We start from the raw sequence: 20170 nt of genomic DNA, 5'->3' as shown, positions 1-20170 counted from the left end.
CCTCAATAAAAAAACAAATATGATTATCTGGAATAAAGTCCCTCAAATTCAAAGGAAGTAAAAACACCTGACCAATACTATCTTCATGCAAAACCATAAACACCAACTCAACAAAAACTAAAAAACATTAATACTATATTACACCCCATAATATTTAAAACTAAGCATAACTAAAAAGAATCAAAAAATAATTATTGCACAGCCAAAAGAACATTAAAAAAAGTTTTTAAGTTTAATTTTAATAAATAACAGATTAAAATCATTGAAATAATGATTAGTAATACTTTTTACTAAAATTATATCATGAAAATCTTTTAATTTTATATGAAAAAAAGAATAATTCTATTTAAATTTAATTAAAAATTAGTATATTAAATAATATGAGAATAAAGCATTTGATTAAGAGTATTTAGAATTTAAATAAAAATAAAAAATATTAGAAAATAGTAATACTTATATTAAAAATAATAATCATTTATTTAAGTTAATATTTTAGTAATCTTAAAATTTTTAAATACAAAAATTTTTAAATGCACTAGTATGCTTAAAGAAAAATTAAGATTCTTTAAGTTATTTAAGCCTCTTTCATTAATTTTACTGTTTCATTTGTTTTTTTAATGATTTCCTGTTCATTTAAAGTCTTAACTTCCTTATCTTCCATTAATATCTCACCATTACATATTGTTGTATCAACATTGTAACCATTTCCTGAATAAACAATGTGAGATATAAGTGAATTAACAGTTGGAGTTAAATTAACATTACTCGTGTCAAGCAATATAATATCTGCTTTTTTACCTTCTTCTATAGAACCAATTTCATTCTCCATTCCTAATGCTTTTGCAGCATCAATTGTTGCCATTTCAAGGATTTTTCCTGCTGGAAGTACCTCAGGATTAAATGTATTTACTTTTTGAAGAAGTGATGCAAACTTCATTTCTTCAAACAAGTCTAAATTATTGTTTGATGATGCACCATCAGTTCCAAGTGAAACACAAATATTATTTTCTGTTAATTTATCAATTGGAGCTATTCCAGAAGCTAATTTCATATTACTACATGGATTATGTGAAATTTTAACATTATTCTCTTTTATAATAGCTATTTCTTTATTATTCAACCATACACAATGAGCAGCTAATACATCCTCACCTAAAAATCCAATTTCTTCTAAATATTCAAAAGGATGTTTTCCTTGAGCCTCATAGACATCATCTATTTCTTTTTTAGTTTCACTCATGTGAATATGAATTCCAGTGTTGTATTTATTTGCTAAAGCTCTTGTTTCGATGAGTAACTCTTTAGAACATGTATAAATAGAATGTGGACCATAATTAATCTTAATTCTATCATATTTACCATTGAACTCCTTAACTGTCTTTGTACTTTCTTTAAGTTCGGTTTTTCTTTTTTCATCGTCAAAAAAATCAATCATTCCATAGGATAGAACTCCTCTAACCCCTGATTCTTCTACAGCTTTTGCAATATCATTAAGATAGAAGTACATATCATTAAAGGTTGTAGTTCCTGTTTTAATCATTTCTAAAATTCCATGAAGTGCACCAATATATGTAAACTCTCCATTTAAATTTGCTTCCATTGGCCATATATGGTCGTTTAACCAAGAATCTAATTCTAAATCATCAGCTAAGCCCCTAAATAAATTCATAGGAACATGAGTATGAGTATTTATAAGTCCAGGAATAGCTATTTTACCATTACCGTTAATTACTTTGTCAATTGCATTTTCTGATATATTAGAAGATATTTCAGCTATTCTATCATTTTCAATTAGTATTGAAGTTCCTTTTTTAATTTGAACATTATTAGTGATATTATTATTTACTGGACTTATTACAGTTATATTTTTAATTAAGGTGTTTTTAGTTTCCATAATCTCACAAGTAATTGTTATTTGATTAGTTATTAATTAATTAGTTATTAATTTAGTAATTATTATTAATGTTAATTAATTAGTTAACAATTACTATTAATAATAATTAATTAGTTATTATTTAGTAATAATAATTATTAAGAATAAATAAACATGCAAACATGTTTAAAAGAAATTTGAAGAATTAGTAAAATTTAAAAGAATATTGGATATATTATTTAAAAGAATATTAAATATACAAGAACAAATGCACCTACTATCCAACAGTAATATGCAAACCCATCTAAACTTTTCTCTTTAATTAATCTTATAAGTAAGCTAATAGCTAAATATCCTGATATTGCTGCTGCTATAAATCCTGCAACATAGGGGAGCATGTTTGAGCCGAAACCTGATTCTATTCCTGTTAATTGAACTACTGTTGCTCCTAAAATAGCTGGAATTGAAAGTAAAAAACTGAATTTTGCTGCAAATTCTTTATCTAATCCTGCTAAAAGTCCTGTTGAAATTGTAGTTCCAGATCTTGAAAGTCCAGGGAAAATAGCTAATGCTTGACCAATTCCAATGTAAATTGTTTGTTTAATACCCATATTTTCTACTGTAATATCACCATTGTTCATTCTTTGTGAAGCATACAGTAAAATACCAGTTATAAGTAAAAAAAATCCTGGAATCATTAAGCTTTGAAATGTTGCTTCTACAAAATCATTAAATACTACACCAATACATCCCACAGGTATCGTTCCAATTAAAACCATCCATACAAGCTTTTTATAGCTATCTTCTTTAATGCCTTTTTTAAATTCTCCTTTAAATAAATCTTTAAGGCTTAAAAAGAATGCTTTTATCATGGCTATTATATCTTTTATATAGTACCCAAATACTGCAGCTAATGTTCCTAAGTGAAGTAATACATCAAATGATATTGAGTGATCTACATTTAAAAGGTGTTGAACAAAAACTAAGTGTGCTGAACTACTTATTGGTAAAAATTCAGTTAATCCTTGTACAATACCTACAATTATTGCTTGAATTACATCCATTCTATTGTACTCCATTTATTATATTTATAATAGCTATTAAAAAGTTATTAAGCAATGTTATTAAAAAATTATCAAGAATTATGTTTATTCAATGTATGTTAACCAGTTAAATTCATCTTCAAGTTTTCCTGTGGCTATATTAAAGAAATTACTTTGTATCTCTTCTGTAATTGGTCCTCTTTTTCCTGTACCAATGGTTATTCCATCAACAGTTCTTATTGGTGTGACTTCAGCTGCAGTTCCTGTAAAAAATATCTCATCGCAAAGATAAATAAATTCTCTTGGTATTTTTCTCTCTTGAACTTCATATCCAAGTTTTTTAGCTAATTTTTTAACAGAATCACTTGTAATTCCACTTAATATTGATGAATCAAATGAAGGAGTGTATATAATTTCGTCTTTAATTAGGAATATGTTCTCTCCACTTCCTTCACCAACATATCCTGCGTAATCTAACATGATACATTCATCATAATTGTTTTCAATAGCTTCAAGTTTTGCAAGTTGTGCATTCATATAATTCGCACCTGCCTTAGACATACTTGGTAATGTATTAGGAGCCATTCTTCTCCATGATGAAACACCTATGTCTGCACCATTTTCGATGGCGTCATCCCCTAAATATTTCCCCCATTTCCAAACTGCAATAGATGTGTTAATTGGAGAGTTTAAAGGATTAACACCAAGTGATCCATAACCTCTGTAAGATATTGGACGAATATAACAGTCTTTTAAATTGTTAATAGCTATTGTTTCTTTAATAGCATTAGCTATTTCCTCTTCACTGTAAGGAATCTCCATCTTATAGATTTTAGCAGAATCAAACAATCGAGAAACATGTTCCTCCAATCTAAAGATAGCAGCCTTACCATTACTTTTATAAGCACGTATTCCTTCAAAAACACTTGATCCATAATGTATTACATGAGATAAAACATGTATATTAGCCTGTTTCCAATCAACGAATTCACCATCCATCCAAATCTTACCATTTTCATCCCATGACATACTTTATCATCTCTGTAGTATTTTTATAAGTTTAATTAATTATCATTTATATTTTATTATTATTTTATCTTAATAATAGAATGTTAATAAAGCCTGATTATTACCTTTTTATTTTATTAATAATTAATAATAACATGATATTGATAATTTTCAATTAATTAAAATAATAAGCGATAATTTAAAATAAGTGATTTAAATTTATATTACTCCATATAATTTTATATTATCCCATATACTATTTATTATTTTATTTATATATAATATTCTATTTTTAATGATAGTAATACTTATAATATAGTAAATAATAGTAATTATTAATTAATTATAGAATTATTTATTAAAAAATCTAAAATAAAAATTAAATAAAAATTAAATTAAAAAAAGAAAAATAGAGAACTAATTATACTCCATTACATTAAATATAACTTTATTGAATTAAACTAACTATATTCTAAATATATATTCTAATTAAGTTTTATACTATTTTTCACCCCATTATAAATATTAGTAGCCTTATCTTGAGATGTACCAACAAATATAAAAGCATATATTTTATCTTTATGTTCAAATATCAATAATTTCCCAGAACCACCAGCAAAAATAGAAGTTTTAACACCAATTACATATGCATTAGTACCATTAACAGTTGTAGCATTCTTAGAAAGAATCTCCTCTGGTTCAGCTCCTAAACTTTCAGCCGTAGCAACTTCATCAAGTGAATAACCTAGACTATCTCTAACCATAAGACCAAAAACAGTGTCAGAACTATTGAATACAGCATCAAAACCTGTATAGTGAGATTCAACTAAAGATGAAGGATAGTTAAAAGATATATTGTAATTACTGTAACTTGTTAAATCATTAGAATCAGTGTCATCAATTGGTATTGCCAGTATAATAGCCCCTAAAATAATAGCTATTACAATAAGTATTATAAAGCTTAAACCAATTATTTTAGCAAGAGATTTTTTAGGCTTTCTTCTTGTAGGTACATCTCCACCATTATATGAATTTGAATCTGGATAATCAATATTTCCTAAATTATTGTTAAAAGTTCCATTATCCTCATTATTATAATTTTTTCTTACAGTATGCTCTGAATCACTTCTAAAATTATTTAAAGAATTATCTTCTTTATCAAAGCTATCTTTATCATAATCATCCATGATAAATCATCCCTCAATTAATATATTAACTAAAAACCAACCACCATGTTAATAACTATCATGCAGATTATAATAATGTATAAAATAGTTATTAATAATTATAAATTACAAAATATCTTATTTAAAAGTTAGTACTTAATTAATCATTAATTTATAAAGCTAATAAAATATAATAATGTTGCAAAATTAAAAGATTAAAAATTAGATAATGATTATATCAATTATACGATAATGATTATATCAATTATATAATCAGTAATTAGATATTAATTATATAAACTAAAAAACATAGAAATGAAAAAGTATTAAAAAATAAAATATCAATTTAAATAAATACTAAATAATCTAATTATATATTAAGTTAAAGGTGAGAATATGAAGAAAGCAATAATTGAAACTGAAAAAGGAAACATAGAACTTGAATTATTTGAAAAAGACGCTCCAAATACCGTGGCTAACTTTGAAAAGTTAATTAAAAAAGGATTTTATGATGGGTTAACTTTCCACAGAGTATTAAATGATTTCGTTATTCAAGGAGGATGTCCAGTTGGAAATGGAACAGGTGGTCCAGGATACACAATCAAATGTGAAATAAACGACAATAAACACGGTACAGGTGCATTGTCAATGGCTCACGCAGGAAAGGACACTGGAGGAAGCCAATTCTTTATAACTCACTCTCCACAACCACACTTAGACGGTGTACACACAGTCTTTGGAAAAGTTATCAAAGGAATGGATGTTGTAAACTCCATTACACAAGGAGACAAGATGATTAAGGTTACTGTAACTGGTTAATTGATTAACACTGATTTCGTGAAATCAAAGATTTCACAAAATCCATATGATTATTAATTTTTTATATATATTTGGAATACCTTGAATAAAAGAAATACTATTTTTTCTACAATATTTATTTAAATTACTTAATTTTCAATTTTAAGATTATTTTTAAAGCTAAAGTATCAACAAAGATATTATATTGGAATAGCTATTATATTACAAATTAAAAGGGAAAACTATGACTAACATTGTGTTTTATTTTTCAGGAACTGGAAATTCATTAAAAGTTGCAAAAAGTATTGCAGAAGAATTAAAGAATGTTGAGATTGTTTCAATGAATCAAATAGCTGAAGTAAATTTAGAGAAAGAATATGAAACGATTGGATTTGTTTATCCAGTGTATTTTGGAGGGTTGCCAAATAAAGTATATGACTTTGTAAGTAATTTAGACTTAAAAAACAATAAAAATAGCTATTATTATGGAATAGCTACATATGGAGGATTTGTAGGTAATGGAATATCTCAATTAAATGAATTATTACAATATAAACATGATTTAAGCTTAGATTTTGGAGAAAAACTTAAAATGTTTGCAAATTACATTGTTAAATATAAAATGCGAGATAATGTCATTGAAACAACGGAAAAATCTAATAAAGACCTCATACCAATCTTAGATAAAATTAAAAGAAAAGAAGAAAAAAAGTCTAAAAAATCAGGAATATTATTTAAATTCTTTTATAATAAAGGGATTAAAAATATAAAAAGAATAGATAAGAATTACAATGTAAATATTAACTGTACCTATTGTGGAATTTGTGTAAATCTTTGTCCAGTTCAAAATATTAAAATTAATAGCAATAAACATGAATTTAACCATGAATGTGAGCAATGTATGGCATGTATTCAATATTGTCCTGAACAAGCACTTAATTATAAAAATAAAACACAAAATAGAGGAAGATATAATCATCCAGACATAAATTATGAAGAATTAGTTAAAATGAACAATATAATAGATAAATAGCTACTTACTAATGATTTCAAAAAATTAGATTTTGAAAAAATTTTCTACTTTTTCGAAATCAATGTTTAATAGCTATTTTCTTAATTTATCCATTAGTCCTGACTTTCTAGCATAATGAAACAAGTACAATTGTACGTAACCTGCATATTCACCGAAAGTTTCCATTCCAAAGCTTCGAACTTTATTGGCAGTGATATCTTTTCCATCAAAATAAAGATAAGAAATAATTCGTTTTATCCAAACGTCTGATGGAAAAGCTTCTCCCATATTAAATCCATAAAGTAAAATACAGTCAGCTACTTTTGGTCCCACTCCAGGAAGAGATATTATTGTGTCAAATGCTTCATTATAGGTCATTTTAGAGATTTCAGAGAGGTCCATTTCAAGTGTAAGTACTTCACTTGTTTTTTTAATATAAGATGACCTATAGCCTAAACCACAATATTTAAGATTAGAAATACACCCTTCAATGTTTTCATTAGATGTAGCAGCAGATTCGATTAAATTATCCTCGTAAACATCTTTCAAAGCAGCAGGAGATGGGAAATCATTAAAATTACCAGAAGAAAACTTGTAAGTTTTTCCCCAAATATTAGATATTTTATTAACTGATTTAGTCCATCTAGCTATTGAATTATTAGCAGAAGAAATAGAAGAGATTATACATTCAAAAGGATCTCGAGCAATAAATAACCTAAGTCCTTTACAGAAATCTAGGGATGGAGCAAGTTCGCAATTGTTGTGAAGATATTTATAAAACTTATCTAAATCAAAATCTAAATCAAATATTCTATTTACTTCTTTTTTAATAGCTATTTCATTAATATTTCCATCATAATTAATTGGTAATTCCCAGTCAACATCTAAGCTATTAATATCCTGTTGAGAAATTTTTAATAATATTGGTGTTTTATCCGTTTTAATTAAAGAATAATAGCTATTATCAACTAATTTCCAAGGAGGTTGTGAAGTCTGACCTGATTCTTCAGTTAATTTTAGATTTATTTTAGAATTTAATTTAAAGTTATGTTTAGAGTTATGGTTAGAGTTATGGTTAGAGTTTAATTTCATTTTATCTTTTTAAATGATTAATTATTTATTATTGTTAATTAATTATTACTTTTAGCTTAAAAATAAAAAATAAAAAATAAAAATTAAAAACTAAAAACTAAAAACTAAAATAATTAAGCTTTAATAATCAAAATTTCTAGTTCATTACCTTCAATTTTCCATTCTTTCCTATAACTATTTTCCTCATCAATATTTTCTATTGATTTAAATAATAAATTACTTGCTCTTACTTCAGTTGAGATAAATGGGATTTGGTTGGCTAATAATTCTTTAAAGTAGGTTGAATCAACTTGAACTTCTATATTTGCTTCTACATCTAAATCCATGTCTTTTCTCATGTCTTGAACTCTTCTTATAAGTTCTCTTGCCATTGCTTCTTCTAATATTTCTGGAGTTATTTTTGTATTTATGAAAACTGTTCCTTCAGCAAAATCAGACCCTACAATATCCTCTGGAACTTCATTTTCAAATAAAACTTCTTCTGGTAAAAGTTCAATTGTTTTATTTTCATTTATTGTTATATTATCGTTTTTAATAGCTATTTTACCATTTTTTTCAAGTTCTTCTTTGATTTTATTACCATCTGCTTCTTCTAAGAATTGTTTAACAAATCGAACATCAGCTTTTAATTTTGAACCTAATAGCTTTAAGTTTGCTTTAGCTATAAAACTCATGTTTTCAAGTTCTTGAGAAGTTATTACTTTTTTTGTGTTAGATTGATCTTTAATAATATCAACTAAGTCATTTACTGCATCAAGGACTTTGGTATTAGTTGATGTTACTGTTATATCGATTACAGGCCACCTTAGTTTATATCTAGCTATATCTCTTCCACGAGAGCTTGCCTCAATAATATCCCTTACAATATCCATATTAGATTCTAATTCATCGTCTATACTGTTTTCGTCGTATTTCCAATCTTCCATATGAATACTTTCATGTGTGTTAGACTTTACATCTACTATGAGGTTTTGATACATTTCCTCAGCTATGTGTGGTGATATTGGAGATAAAGTTTTTATAAGTAGCTCAAATGCTGTGTATAAAGCGTGATATGCTCCTAACTTATCAGGATCATCTTTTTCAACCCATGTTCTTCCTCTAATTAATCTGACATACCAACGACTTAAATCCTCTAAAATAAAGTGGTTGATTCTTCTTGTAGCTTGATGGAAGAATAAGTTTTCTAAATCATCTTGAACGTTTTTAACTAAGGAATTTGCTTTTGAAATAATCCATTTATCCTCATTTCTAAGATTTATACTATTATCTTGACATTTATCTGGGTTGAAATCATCTAAGGACATGTATGTAGTTGAAAATACATAAACATTCCAAAGAATTGTGAACATCTTCTTAACATTCTTTAATTCATCCCATACAAATTTTAAATCATCCCATGGTTTGCTTGCCCATAAAAGATAGAATCTCAGTACATCTGCACCATAATCCCCAATTACTTCTTCTGGTTGGACAACATTACCTAATGATTTACTCATTTTTCTTCCATCTTCGTCTAAAACAAAACCATGCATTAAAACTTTATTATATGGAACTCTGTTGTTTGATATTACACCTGCTCCAAGTTGAGAATAGAACCATCCTCTTGTTTGATCATGACCCTCTGTAATAAAGTCGTAGGGATACCAGTCTTCAAATTTATCCTTTCCATTGCCTTCTTCTTGAGGATAGTAAAGCGAAGCCCATCCTGCAACTCCAGAGTCAATCCAAACATCTAAAACATCTGGAACTCTTTTCATTATGGCATTACAACCTTCTTTACCACATTTCATTAGTATTTCATCTACATATGGTCTGTGAACAAGATCTTCATCATTTGCTTCTATTTTATTTAATGAATTATTTTTTAAGTCAATAACTGACCCTATTACTTTCATTTCTCCACAATCTGGACATACCCATATTGGAATTGGTATTCCCCAGTATCTTTGTCTTGAAATTGTCCAGTCACGTGCATTATCAACCCAATCCCTAAATCTACTTTCTCCAGCCCAAGAAGGAACCCATTCAACATTATCTATCTGAGATAACATTTTATCCTTAATTTCTGTGACTTTTAAGAACCATTGTTCAGTTGCAAGGTAGAAAATAGGAGTTTTACACCTCCAACATTGGCCATATCTGTGATTTATAACATCTTCTTTAAACAAAATCTTTTTAGCTCTTAAATCATTGATTATTTCACTGTCAGCACCTTTAATAAATTGACCTTTATATTTACCTGCTTCATTTGTAAATGTTCCATTTTCATTTACTGGTGAGAATATTGGTAAATTATATTTTTGACCGATTTCATAATCCTCTGGACCATGTCCTGGTGCAGTATGAACAAATCCTGTTCCTTCCCCAATTTCAACATGATCCCCCATAAGTACAGTGTAGGTTGGAATATCTTCTTCCTTAAACTCCTTTTGTTTTGGAACTTCTTCAAGAAGAGGTGGTTTATAACCCATTCCTTCAAGTTCTTCTCCACTAATAATTTTTACAGTGAGATATTCATTTCCTTTAAGTACCTCCTGAACTAATGACTCTGCAATTATTAAAATTTCATTATTTACCTTAACAAATGCATAATTAAATTTAGGATTTGCTGAAACAGCTAAATTGGATGGTAGTGTCCATGGAGTAGTTGTCCAAACAAGTAAATATTCTGGAAGTTTGTCAAATGGTCTTTTTAATAATTTTTTATCCAATGGAAACTTAACAAATATTGAAGGATCCTCTTTATCATCATAATCAATTTCCGCAGCAGCAAGAGCAGTTTCACATCTTGGACATGCACTAATTACTCTTAAATCTTTAATAAGTAAATTTTTCTTGTGTGCTTGTTCAAGTGTCCACCAACAAGACTCAATATATTTTGGATCAATTGTAATGTAAGATTTATCCCAATCCATCCATACTCCAATGTCTTTAAACTGTTTAGTCATTGCATCTTTATTATTTAATGCAAATTCCTTACATTTCTCTATAAATTTAGCTATTCCATATTCTTCTTCAATTTCTTGTTTATTTTCAATATTTAAAAGTTGTTCAACCTTATGCTCAATTGGAAGACCATGTGCATCCCATCCAGCCTGACGTCTAAGATTAAAACCACTCATACTTTTAAATCTAAGGTAAGTATCTTTAATAGTCTTATTCCAAGCAGTCCCCAGATGTATTTTTCCACTACAATAAGGAGGACCGTCTAAAAATGAATACTTTGGACAATTTTCCCGTAACTTATTAGTTTTGTTATAAATATCATATTTTTCCCAAAATTCTTGAATCCTTTTCTCTATTTCATTGTATTGGTATGATTTATCAGCTTCTTTAATTGGCATGATATTTCCCCTATAGTATTTTTATTAAATTAATTGAAATCAATTTATTGAAATTATTTCTAAAATCAATTAGTTATTAAAATAAGATAATTATTAGAGTTATCAAAATAAATTATTCTAAATTAATTTATATATTTTAAATTAAGATAAATATTTTAAAAAAATATAAAATTTAAGATAATATAATTAATATTAACTTAATTTTAAAGTTTTTATAAAATTTAATAGTGTATTAATATGTAAAGTAATAGGTATAATATTTTTCTTATGTTTAATTATGTTTAATATGTTTTCTATAATTTTAGTAATAATAAAATATATTTTAATATTAACAAAGCATTTTTTTATGTTTAGATATGTTTAGATGCTTAATTTTTAGAATAGCTTTTGATCAACTTTTATTTCAGGATGAAAATTTAGAGAAATCTTTGATTTTTCGTTTTTAAAAGTTTGTTTTGTAATAATCAAATATAGGTTAATAATAACATTTGATAGTTGATATTAATTTAATACTATTTGATATTATCCGATATTATCTGATATTATCCAGTATTATCTGATTATCTGATATTGTCGAGTATTATTTAATGTTTAAAGACCATTTAGCTATTTCTAATGCTTTATTAACGTGAATATTATCAAAATCTTCAAAAGAATCTAAGAATTCAGTAGTTTCATTACTATTAATACCTATTTGACCAATAGAACGAATAGCCTCCCAATAAAAGGGATAAAAATACTCATCATTGTAATCAAAATCACAACTACATAGAATATAAAAAATCAAATCTAATGCAAACTCATTTTTCTTAAATCCACTTAATGACCTTAATATTTTCCAAATTAAAACATGTGTTTCACTATATTTTTTATTAACATCAAATGTATTATTTTCCAAAATATCATCAAATAAATCTAGTATATTTTCTAAAAGGCTATGAACACCTTTTAAATAAATAAAATTATTAGAATTATTAGATTTATAAACTATTGCTCCAATAGCATCAATTGTTTGCTGTTTAATAAATAAATCGTTTTTATCATCAACGTTTTTGTTTAAAATTTCAATTAAATAAGGAATAGCTATTTCCCCATAATTAGCGATAGTTCTAGCAGCTAAATCACGAGGAAGTGGAAAACTTTTTTTATTAAAATATTTTGAAGGTAATGTTTTTTCATGATTATTACCAATTCTACCAAGTAATTCAATTAAATAAGGAATAGCTATTTCTCCAAAGCCAACTAAAGTTTGTGAAATAGCTAATCTTGTATAAAGAGCTTTTTCAGTCTTGAATTTATCAACTAAAATATATATGGTAGTTTCATCTTTATATTTAGCTAAAGAATACACAGCTATTGTTCTCATTTGAGGATTTTTACTATTGAGAATAGCTAAAAGGTCATCACGACTATAATTTTTAAAAGGAAAAAGATCTTCATTTTCTATTTGTCCTCTTTTTTGTCTATTTAGCATTTTTTATCACTATCTTTTATAGCCATGATATCAACTAATTAAATATAATCTAAACAATTTTATATTTATAATAACTATTTTACAATGAAATATGAAATTTATTTTAAAAATCAATATCTAAAATATCGATAATATGATCTACAACAACATCTACTTCATTAAAAAGATCTTTACGGATAAATTCACCTTGTTCTGTTGTGAGTACACTTAAATCCGATTTTTTAAAAGCTAAAACATCATTTGAACCATTACCTACCATCATGACCTTAAATCCTTTAAGTTGAAAATCTTCTACAATCTTTTCTTTCCCATATTCATTAACTGTATCAAATATATTTGCCTTAGGTATATTAATTTTTTGACCTAAATCATATAATGAATTAATCCTATCTCCAGATGCAATAAATGAATTTATTCCCCTTTTATTTAGTGTATCTATTACTTTAGAAGTATTTTGAAATATTTTACCTCCTGCAGTTATGGTATATTGAATCCTATTTTCCTTTGTATTATATATAAACGCAGAGCCACTACATATTTCAAGAGACCCATATTCTTTTGTTAAATATTTCGCAGATTCTTGAAAATAGCTAAGAGTAACTTTATCACATTTAAGTTTAGCTATTAAATCATCAAGACCTATATTAGAAGAAGAATAGCTAATATTAATAGCTATATCCTTATTATTTAAAAAATCATATAATGTTTCATTGGGATTTGCTTCCATCACTGTTTTTTTAGTGTTTGTTTGAAGAACTACAAGTACAACATGGCCCAGTTCATCTATTACATCTAAAGTACTTTTTTTAAGATTTTCACCAGTATCAACAGAGAGTATATTCCCATATCGCTTAATTAATGTCCCTGAAACATCAAAAACAATAGCTTTTTTAGTCATTTTTTACACCATAAATAATCATTACAAGTATATAATGATTTTTTACTTAATATGTTTTGATATATTACATCACTTTAAAAATAGTAATAAAAATAGATACAACAATGCAATATACAATGGTTAATCAGAACAATGTGAAAATAACTCATAGAAAGTTTATTGGAATGAATATAGATTATCTAATTATAAATGTTCAATAAAGAGGATTATAATATCAATATCCACATTCAAACAAGCATTTGTTGCAGTAATTTTTTTTAAACTCTTGATTCTTTTCTAATTCAATAGCTATTATTTCTATATTAATTTATATATTAATTATCATTTTTGCTAGAAAAATAGCTATTTTGTCCTGTTCTTTTAAATATTAAAACAAAATATGAAAGAAAAAATAGTAATAATAAAAGTGGAGAATAGTAATAATAAAAAGGATATAGTAATAATAAAATAGAAAATAGTAATAATAATTGGTTAATATATAATTAATTCTTATTATTCCTTATTTTTTAAATAAGAAATTAATCCACCATTTTCAAGAATTTCTAACATAAATGGAGGTAATTTCTTAAATTCATACTTATCACCAGATTCTGAAATAATTACCCCATTATCCATTTGTAATTCTATTTCTTCACCTTGCCTTAAAGCTTTGGATATTCCTGGAGCTTCAAGTAAAGGGATTCCAACATTAGTTGCATTACGATAGAAGATTCTTGCAAAGGATTCAGCTATTACCGCTCCGACTCCTGCTCCTTTTAGGGCTATTGGCGCATGTTCTCTTGATGAACCACAACCAAAGTTTTTTCCTGCTACTATGAAATCTCCTTTATTTATTTTATTGTAAAATTCTGAATCTACACCTTCCATACAATGTTTAGCTAATTTATCTGGATCTGTGTATATTAAATACCTTCCAGGTACAATAATATCTGTATCAATATCATCTTCAAATTTCCATACTTTTCCTTTCATATTAACACCTTTTAAGCTATTGTTTAAGCTATTAGTTTAAATTGTTACTTTAAGCTATTATTTTAAGTTATTAACCTGTTCATTGTTATTATGGACTTGTTATCTTTCCTGTGATTGCAGATGTAGCTGCTGTTGCTGCTGATGAAAGATAGACTTCTGCCTCAGGACTACCTTGTCTTCCTTTGAAATTTCGGTTAGAAGTTGATAAACTTACTTCTCCAGGTCCAATAAGTCCTATATGGCCACCTAAACAAGGACCACAACATGGATTACAAACTATTGCTCCTGAATCAACGAAAATATTCATTAATCCTTCATTTAGTGCTTTAGTGTAAATCTCTTTTGAAGCTGGAATAACAAGCATTCTAACTCCTTTTGCTACTTTATTTCCTTTAAGTATTTTAGCTGCATCTCTTAAGTCACTAATTCTACCATTTGTACATGAACCTAAAAATACTTGGTCTATTTCAATATCTCCTATTTCAGATACTGGTTTTACATTATCTACATTATGTGGACATGCTACTTGTGGTTCAAGATCATCTACATCAATAGCTATTTGGGTAAGTGATGGAGAATCTAAATCTGTTTTGAAAACCTCGAATTGTTTATTTGATCTTGTATTAACATATTTTAAAGTTTTTGAATCTGGTTCTACAAGTCCAGTTTTTCCTCCCATTTCAATAGCCATATTACAAAGTACCATTCTGTCTGAAATAGTCATATCACTTATAGTTGAACCTGCAAATTCACATGCTTTGTATGTTGATCCATCTACTCCAACTTCTCCAATGATATGTAAAATAACATCTTTTGCGTAAACATTCTCTTTCAATTTCCCTTCCACATTGAATCTGTTGGTTTCTGGTACTTTAAGCCATAATTGTCCTGTTGAAAATACCATTGCCATGTCAGTTGAGCCTATTCCTGTTGAAAATGCTCCTAAAGCTCCATGAGTACATGTATGTGAATCTGCACCTACAACTACTTCTCCTGGAACGATGTGTCCAAGTTCTGGAAGTATTTGGTGACAAACACCTTGATTAAGATCATAAAAATTAGTTATTTCCTGTTCTTTCACGAATTTACGCATCATAATATGATTATTTGCAGAATCAAGAGAATCCGCAGGTATTTGATGATCAAACGGAATTACAATTTTATCCTTATCCCATACCTTTTTAGTTCCTATTTTCTTAAATGACTCAACAGCAAGTGGCCCTGTTAAATCATGAACCATTGCAACATCAATATTGGCCATTACAATTTCGCCAGCATTAGTCTTATCCACATTAGAAGCTTTAGCTAAAATTTTTTCAGACATAGTCATAGACATTCTAATTTCACCTATTATACAATATATAATTCTTATTTAATTAACATATGATTATAATGTTGATAATATTCTATTAAAAACTAGTATATTAATTAAAAACATTATAACAATATAATATTTTATAATATAATACAATTTCATGATTTAATGCAATAATAAAATAAATTAAAAAATTTATAATTAGTATTAATAATATTAATTTTAATATTTATAAATCATATTATAAAAATTATAAAAATATTAATTAATGATGAAAAAGATATATAAAAGAGATAAATTATTTCTCACTAAACTTTTTACAAATATGTACAAGCTTTTAAAAACGAGAAAACAAGATTTTCTCTAAGTTTCATCTAAGCAAAAGTTTGATCAAAACTTATTTTCTTAAGATAAGTATTTTAGTTGTTATAAATGTTTTTTAATATGAAACAAACATTTCAAACTTTTAAAAAAAGTTTGAACAAAAGCTATTTCCATAAATAAAGAATTTTAAGCATTAATTATGCTTTTATTACTATGAAACAAACTTTTAAAAAAAGTTTGAACAAAAGCTATTTCCAAAAAATAAACCAATTTAAGCATAAGAAATGCTTTTATTACTATGAAACAAACTTTTAAAAAAAGTTTGAACAAAAGCTATTTCCAAAAATAAACCAATTTAAGCATAAGAAATGCTTTTATTACTATGAAACAAACTTTTAAAAAAAGTTTGAACAAAAGCTATTTCCAAAAATAAACCATTTTAAGTATAAGAAATGCTTTTATTAATATTAAAAATAGCTTAATTTACATTATATTTAAAATAATACTAAAAATTATAAAAATATTATTATTTATCATATAAAAATCAAAAAAGGTGTTTTAATGAGAGTACTACTTATTCATTCAGATTATTTAAAATATAAAACTAAAAATAAAACCAAAATAGCTGAAGAAATTGATGATAGTAAACAAGAAGGTGCATTTGAAGATTCACTTGTAGTTTTCACTGCTGTTGAAAAAGAAGATGAAAAAAATGAGGAAAAAGTTGTTAAAAACTTTATTGAAGAGGTTAAAAGTGTACACAGTGATATAAAATCTGAAACAATAGTATTATATCCTTATGCTCATCTTTCATCATCTTTAAGCTCTCCACAAATAGCTATTAAAATATTAGTTAATGCAGAAAAAGCTCTTAAAGAAGAAGGATTCAATGTTTACAGAGTACCATTTGGTTGGTATAAGTCATTTGAATTATCCTGTAAAGGTCACCCATTATCTGAGCTTTCAAGAAATATAAGTGGAAATGAATCAGAAAAATCAGAAAATGATGATGAAGATAAACAAGACTTAAAGCATGATCCTAAATTCTTAATATATGATAATGGTAAATTAATAGCTCCTGATGAATATACATATAACAATAAAAATCTTAAACGATTTATAGAATATGAACTTGGTGAATCATCAAAAACAGAAACTACTGATCCTCCTCATGTAAAATTAATGAGAGAAAAAGAGTTATGTGACTATGAAAGTGCATCAGATGTTGGTAATCTCAAATGGTATCCTAAAGGAAGGCTTGTTCGTGATCTTTTAAGTGATTATGTTTATAATTTAGTAGTTGAAAATGGAGCAATGCCTATTGAAACTCCAGTTATGTATGATTTAGAAAATAAGGCCATTTCAGAACATGCAGGTAAGTTTGGAGAAAGACAATACAAAATCCACACTAAAAAAGAATTAATGCTTAGATTTGCATGTTGTTTTGGTGCATTTAGAGTTCTTGGAGAATCATTTTTAACATGGAAGAATTTGCCAGCACGAGTGTATGAACTTTCAACTTACAGTTTTAGATATGAAAAAAGAGGAGAAGTTGTTGGTTTAAAAAGGCTTAGAGCTTTCACAATGCCAGATTGGCATACTGCATGTGTAGACATGAATCAAACTCTTGAAGAATTTGAAAAACAAACTGATGTTTGTATTCAAACTGGAATAGATTTAAATGTAGATTATGAAGTAATTTTAAGAGCAACAGAAGAATTCTACAAAGAAAACAAAGTATGGATGGACAAAATAGCTGAAAAAATAGCTAAACCAGTTATTTTTGAAATAATACCTGAGAGAAAACACTATTGGGTTTGTAAAATAGATTTCGCAGCAATAGACGCTTTAGGAAGACCAATTGAAAATCCAACTGTCCAGATAGATGTTGAAAGTGGAAAAAGATTTGATATAAGCTATCTCGGAGAAGATGAAAAAGAACATCACCCAGTTATAATCCATTGCAGTCCAACAGGAAGTATTGAAAGAGTTATATGCAGTTTACTTGAAAAAACAGCTATTGAACTAAATGAAAAGCCTCCAATGTTACCAGTTTGGCTATCTCCAATCCAACTTAGAATTATTCCAATTAATGACAGCCACTTAGAATACTCAAATAATTTAGCAGAAGAACTTTCACAAAACAATATCAGAGTGGATGTTGATGATAGAGAAGACAGATTAGGTAAAAAAATCAGAAATGCAGCTAAAGAATGGATACCTTACACAGTAGTAATTGGAGATAATGAAATAGAAAATAACATATTCTCAGTCTCTATAAGATCAACCAAACAAAAAGAAGATCTTACAAAAGAGGAATTAGTTGAAAAAATAAATGCTAAATGTAAAAATCTTCCATTTAGAAAATTACCACTTCCTAAGAAACTTTCAACAAGAATTAATTTTAAATAATAATGTAGTGATATTTAATACTTTTTTAAAAAGTATTATAACTCATTTTATAATATTTTATCATGAGTGTTATCGATCTGAACATATAACACTTAATAAATGCAAATATAAGCTTTTAAAAGAAATTTTTGATAAAAATGAGAAATAAATAGAAGAACTAATTAAATTAAATTCTAACATTCAGTTTTTTTCCCTTTAAATAATCCTTAACAACATGGACTGGATATTCATTAAAATGGAATATACTTGCAGCCAATGCTGCATTAACATCGGTTTGTTTAAATACTTGATAAATATCTTCAGGATTTCCTCCACCACCAGAAGCTATTACTGGAATATCTACTGCATCATTAATAGCTTTTGTAAGTGCTATATCATAGCCATCTTTTGTTCCGTCTCTATCCATAGAAGTTAAGAGAATTTCACCTGCTCCTCGTTCTTGACATTCTATTGCCCAAGAAATTGCATCTATTCCTGTAAATTCTCTTCCACCATATATACTACAGTCAAACCAACAGTACCCATCTTTTGTTTCAACTATGTTCTTATCAGTATGTTCTTTTGGATTTTCAACAAATCTTGCTTTTGCATCAATACCTATGACACAGGCCTGTGAACCAACTACCTCAGATGCTTCATTTATAAGGTCAGGATTATGAATAGCTGCTGTGTTAGTAGAACATTTATCAGCCCCACTGTTAAGCATATTAACATAGTCTTCAACTTTACGAATTCCTCCACCTACACATATAGGGACAAAGACTTCTTCTGTAACTTTTTCAATAACATGTTTCATAGTACCTCTTCGCTCATGAGATGCTGTAATATCTAAAAAAACAATCTCATCAGCACCATCGATATAATACTTCTTTGCAAGTTCTGCAGGCTCACCAGCATATTTAATCTGTTTAAATTCAATTCCTTTAACAACTCGCCCTTCAGGCACATTTAAATCACAATCTAAACACGGTACTATTCTTTTAGTTAACATTGTTACTCCTATTTTGATAATTGATTACTAGATATAGTAAATTTAATTATAATAATGAACTTAATAAATAATATTATGTAATAATAAAAATAGCTATTTTAACTATTTTAATAATATTTTAGCTATTGCTTGTTATAGTTTACATTTAAAGAAATATCTTTTATTAACTTTTATAATTTTATATATAATCTTAAATCTTAATCTATCCACATTTAACGCGTATTACTAATCACGTGAAAAAGTTAGCTATTACTTTCAAATACATCACTAAAGAGTAAAAATATATGTATTACACATAAACTTATGAAACATTACTAATGTCTCGACAATTTAATTTTTATGATATTCATATGTTAATATAATATTTGGATAATTTTTTATCAGCATCGTTTTTAGTGAAATTCCATTTTATTTTGCATTTATTTTTATTTCTATTATTCTTATA

The 20170-nt window shown here is 26.9% G+C and carries 14 protein-coding genes; 3 read left to right on the top strand and 11 right to left on the bottom strand.

Translation table 11 applies throughout. The features are described 5' to 3' along the window. Positions 1-574: 574 nt before the first annotated feature. From MBFIL_RS05985 to MBFIL_RS05970, 4 genes are all read right to left on the bottom strand, one after another. Positions 575-1894, bottom strand: coding sequence for an amidohydrolase family protein (locus MBFIL_RS05985; RefSeq protein ID WP_066972478.1), 1320 nt, complete (start codon positions 1892-1894; stop codon positions 575-577). Positions 1895-2112: 218 nt separating this feature from the next. Then, a complete protein-coding gene (locus MBFIL_RS05980) occupies positions 2113-2937 on the bottom strand; it encodes an undecaprenyl-diphosphate phosphatase (protein WP_066972475.1) in 825 nt (274 codons plus the stop codon). Between the two features lie 84 nt (positions 2938-3021). After that, a complete protein-coding gene (locus MBFIL_RS05975; protein WP_066972471.1) occupies positions 3022-3945 on the bottom strand; it encodes a branched-chain amino acid transaminase in 924 nt (307 codons plus the stop codon). A 464-nt stretch (positions 3946-4409) separates the two neighbouring features. Continuing rightward, entirely contained in the window at positions 4410-5111 is a 702-nt protein-coding gene (locus MBFIL_RS05970) for a hypothetical protein (protein WP_066972468.1), read from the bottom strand. Positions 5112-5486: 375 nt separating this feature from the next. Between MBFIL_RS05970 and MBFIL_RS05965 the strand changes: the two genes are divergently transcribed. Then, positions 5487-5909, top strand: a complete 423-nt coding sequence (locus MBFIL_RS05965) for a peptidylprolyl isomerase (protein WP_066972465.1) — start codon at positions 5487-5489, stop codon at positions 5907-5909. A gap of 223 nt (positions 5910-6132) precedes the next feature. Beyond that, positions 6133-6921, top strand: a complete 789-nt coding sequence (locus tag MBFIL_RS05960) for an EFR1 family ferrodoxin (RefSeq protein ID WP_066972463.1) — start codon at positions 6133-6135, stop codon at positions 6919-6921. A 72-nt stretch (positions 6922-6993) separates the two neighbouring features. On the opposite strand, the gene MBFIL_RS05955 is transcribed toward MBFIL_RS05960, so the two are convergent. The 6 genes from MBFIL_RS05955 to hacA all read right to left on the bottom strand — a co-directional run bounded on the left by MBFIL_RS05955 (position 6994) and on the right by hacA (position 16019). Then, entirely contained in the window at positions 6994-7992 is a 999-nt protein-coding gene (locus MBFIL_RS05955) for a DNA glycosylase (protein WP_066972459.1), read from the bottom strand. Between the two features lie 113 nt (positions 7993-8105). Further along, a complete protein-coding gene (gene ileS, locus MBFIL_RS05950) occupies positions 8106-11339 on the bottom strand; it encodes an isoleucine--tRNA ligase (RefSeq protein ID WP_066972456.1) in 3234 nt (1077 codons plus the stop codon). A 580-nt stretch (positions 11340-11919) separates the two neighbouring features. Beyond that, a complete protein-coding gene (locus MBFIL_RS05945) occupies positions 11920-12813 on the bottom strand; it encodes a HEAT repeat domain-containing protein (RefSeq protein WP_066972453.1) in 894 nt (297 codons plus the stop codon). Between the two features lie 103 nt (positions 12814-12916). Beyond that, the gene (locus MBFIL_RS05940) at positions 12917-13711 is read right to left on the bottom strand and encodes an HAD family hydrolase (RefSeq protein WP_066972451.1); all 795 of its coding nucleotides are present in this window, start codon (positions 13709-13711) and stop codon (positions 12917-12919) included. Between the two features lie 492 nt (positions 13712-14203). Beyond that, positions 14204-14683 (bottom strand): 3-isopropylmalate dehydratase small subunit, encoded by a 480-nt coding sequence (locus tag MBFIL_RS05935; protein WP_066972448.1) that lies wholly within the window; start codon positions 14681-14683, stop codon positions 14204-14206. A gap of 88 nt (positions 14684-14771) precedes the next feature. Then, positions 14772-16019, bottom strand: a complete 1248-nt coding sequence (gene hacA, locus MBFIL_RS05930) for a homoaconitase large subunit (RefSeq protein ID WP_066972446.1) — start codon at positions 16017-16019, stop codon at positions 14772-14774. An 864-nt stretch (positions 16020-16883) separates the two neighbouring features. On the opposite strand from hacA, the gene MBFIL_RS05925 reads away from it, so the two are divergent. Beyond that, on the top strand, positions 16884-18734 hold the full coding sequence (locus MBFIL_RS05925) for a threonine--tRNA ligase (RefSeq protein WP_066972443.1): 1851 nt from the start codon (positions 16884-16886) through the stop codon (positions 18732-18734). A 166-nt stretch (positions 18735-18900) separates the two neighbouring features. On the opposite strand, the gene hisF is transcribed toward MBFIL_RS05925, so the two are convergent. Then, positions 18901-19725 carry an imidazole glycerol phosphate synthase subunit HisF gene (gene hisF, locus MBFIL_RS05920; protein WP_066972440.1) on the bottom strand — a complete coding sequence of 275 codons (825 nt, stop codon included), beginning with the start codon at positions 19723-19725 and terminating at the stop codon, positions 18901-18903. Positions 19726-20170 lie beyond the last annotated feature (445 nt).

The sequence above is a fragment of the Methanobrevibacter filiformis genome (genome assembly GCF_001639265.1).
In the GTDB taxonomy this organism is placed as follows: Archaea; Methanobacteriota; Methanobacteria; order Methanobacteriales; family Methanobacteriaceae; genus Methanacia; species Methanacia filiformis.
This window is presented reverse-complemented; position numbering and strand designations above follow the sequence as displayed.

Bases quoted from the DNA above. Each gene is read 5' to 3' on its own strand.
- hisF (WP_066972440.1), bottom strand. From the start codon at position 19,725: ATGTTAACTAAAAGAATAGTACCGTGTTTAGATTGTGATTTAAATGTG.
- MBFIL_RS05925 (WP_066972443.1), top strand. From the start codon at position 16,884: ATGAGAGTACTACTTATTCATTCAGATTATTTAAAATATAAAACTAAA.
- ileS (WP_066972456.1), bottom strand. From the start codon at position 11,339: ATGCCAATTAAAGAAGCTGATAAATCATACCAATACAATGAAATAGAG.
- MBFIL_RS05960 (WP_066972463.1), top strand. From the start codon at position 6,133: ATGACTAACATTGTGTTTTATTTTTCAGGAACTGGAAATTCATTAAAA.
- MBFIL_RS05975 (WP_066972471.1), bottom strand. From the start codon at position 3,945: ATGTCATGGGATGAAAATGGTAAGATTTGGATGGATGGTGAATTCGTT.
- MBFIL_RS05945 (WP_066972453.1), bottom strand. From the start codon at position 12,813: ATGCTAAATAGACAAAAAAGAGGACAAATAGAAAATGAAGATCTTTTT.
- MBFIL_RS05935 (WP_066972448.1), bottom strand. From the start codon at position 14,683: ATGAAAGGAAAAGTATGGAAATTTGAAGATGATATTGATACAGATATT.
- MBFIL_RS05985 (WP_066972478.1), bottom strand. From the start codon at position 1,894: ATGGAAACTAAAAACACCTTAATTAAAAATATAACTGTAATAAGTCCA.
- MBFIL_RS05980 (WP_066972475.1), bottom strand. From the start codon at position 2,937: ATGGATGTAATTCAAGCAATAATTGTAGGTATTGTACAAGGATTAACT.
- MBFIL_RS05965 (WP_066972465.1), top strand. From the start codon at position 5,487: ATGAAGAAAGCAATAATTGAAACTGAAAAAGGAAACATAGAACTTGAA.
- MBFIL_RS05940 (WP_066972451.1), bottom strand. From the start codon at position 13,711: ATGACTAAAAAAGCTATTGTTTTTGATGTTTCAGGGACATTAATTAAG.
- hacA (WP_066972446.1), bottom strand. From the start codon at position 16,019: ATGTCTATGACTATGTCTGAAAAAATTTTAGCTAAAGCTTCTAATGTG.
- MBFIL_RS05970 (WP_066972468.1), bottom strand. From the start codon at position 5,111: ATGGATGATTATGATAAAGATAGCTTTGATAAAGAAGATAATTCTTTA.
- MBFIL_RS05955 (WP_066972459.1), bottom strand. From the start codon at position 7,992: ATGAAATTAAACTCTAACCATAACTCTAACCATAACTCTAAACATAAC.